Source organism: Paracoccus sp. (in: a-proteobacteria), from assembly GCF_030538495.1.
GTDB lineage: Bacteria > Pseudomonadota > Alphaproteobacteria > Rhodobacterales > Rhodobacteraceae > Paracoccus.
This window is the reverse complement of sequence record NZ_JAUNTW010000026.1, coordinates 1-1,587: the sequence shown is the minus strand read 5'-3', so window position 1 is coordinate 1,587 and position 1,587 is coordinate 1. Positions and strand designations below refer to the sequence as shown.

Genomic DNA, 1,587 nt, shown 5'->3' with positions numbered 1-1,587 from the left:
TCATTGTGCCACGCGTTTTCGGCGTGGAGGCGCGCCTGCGGGTCCATGCCGTCGAGTGCGGGTTGCAGGCTGTCGGGAATATCGCCGCGCATCATCTGGCGGATTTCATTCTCGGGCAGCAACTGACCTTCGATAATGGCCCCGATCAGGCGGGTTTTTGAGAGACTGGCGGCCTCTCGCGCCTCGCGCAGTGCAGCGGCTTGCCAGCCGGGTCGGGGCTGCAATGCGCCGTCAACGACGACCTTGTGCGACAGGTCGATCTGGTCGCCCTCGATTTCGATGTAATCGCCGTCCGCACCATCAACCGGCGCGGACGTAGTATAAAGAATATCACCGACATCGTTATAATAAACGAACATCATTGCCCCATTTTGTAGAAAAGATAATCAATTTCGCGGTCATTGTGGTGTCCGTCACGCAGATAGGTGGGCGTTTCGCTGGCCAGAAAAACAACTGGCAAACCATAATAAACTTGCGTCTCAATGCCCGGCCCGATCCGCAAAACGCCCAAATCAACATTGCGGCGGTGCCGGTCCCACAGAATCCACAAGCCTGCACCGTGCGGGGGAAAAGTGAAGTTGTGACCTCTTTTAAGAATTGTCCCCTGATCTGTCGGCAAAATCGGCAACACATCGGCATCCACCGTCCCATCGGACAGCTCCAAACTGTATTGCATCGCGCCGTCGCCGCCACGGCCCGCCTGCCAGTGCGCGGCCTGACCGCCGACGCCCCGTTCAAACACGATGTTCGGCGCGGTTAGCCCTGAAATATCAAAACGCTCGACAATCCGAACCCGGCCCGCGCGCCCGCCGTGGCCGCCTCGCTTTGCGCCGCCGCCACCACTGCCCAGACGACCCGGCCCGCCGGAACTGCGCCCCGGTTTCCGCCCGCGCCCGCCGCCTTCGGCAAAAATGGACGGACGCCCTCGCGTTTGCGGCCAGACAGCCTCGCCGCCTGCGCCCCCTGCAGCCGTCCATGTCCGCACCACGCGTGTTCCGTCGCGCAGGGTCACCGTGGTCGCGGTGCCGTCACCACCGGGGCCGTCTTCATGGTGGCCGCCACCGCCCCCACCCCCGACGATAGAAACGCTGATGCTTTTTGATCCTGCGGGAATCGTGATCGTCCGCGACGGTCCGCTGATGATTTCCGGCGGCTTGAGACGACCGAAATTCCGGCGGAATTTTGCGTTTGTCAGCACAAAACGGTCGTCGCGCAAATCCATTTCCTGCCGCGTCCCCTTTTCAGAGGTGCGCGTGACGGTAAACTGGAAATTGCCTTCGTTCGGACTGCCGAAATAAATTCCGTCCGACATATCCGAATGGCCGTATTTCAGCGCTCGCAACGCGCCCCCCGGCCCAATGGTCGCCATATTATCGATATCGATTTCGCCCAGCCGCGCCGCCAGAGCCGACAACTCCTCCACGCCGACGATGCGACCGGCGTCGATCACGACCGCCCCGCCGGGGGCATAGGGCGACGGCAAGGTTTCGCTCTCGGTCACACGCTCCAATTGCGGCTGATAGACCAGCAGGCGCGCCGCAGCCTCGGCCTCGGATTGCATTTCGAACCGACACTGGGCGTAAACCG

General features: G+C 61.7%; 1 protein-coding gene and 1 pseudogene. Both read right to left on the bottom strand.

The window, feature by feature from the left end; translation table 11 throughout:
- Window positions 1–362 (bottom strand): hypothetical protein (locus Q4G20_RS13610; RefSeq protein ID WP_303343996.1); only part of this gene is annotated, 362 nt, incomplete at its 3' end.
- A pseudogene (locus Q4G20_RS13605) lies at window positions 359–1,587 on the bottom strand (hypothetical protein); the annotation flags it as partial. The pseudogene Q4G20_RS13605 and the gene Q4G20_RS13610, both read right to left, overlap by 4 nt.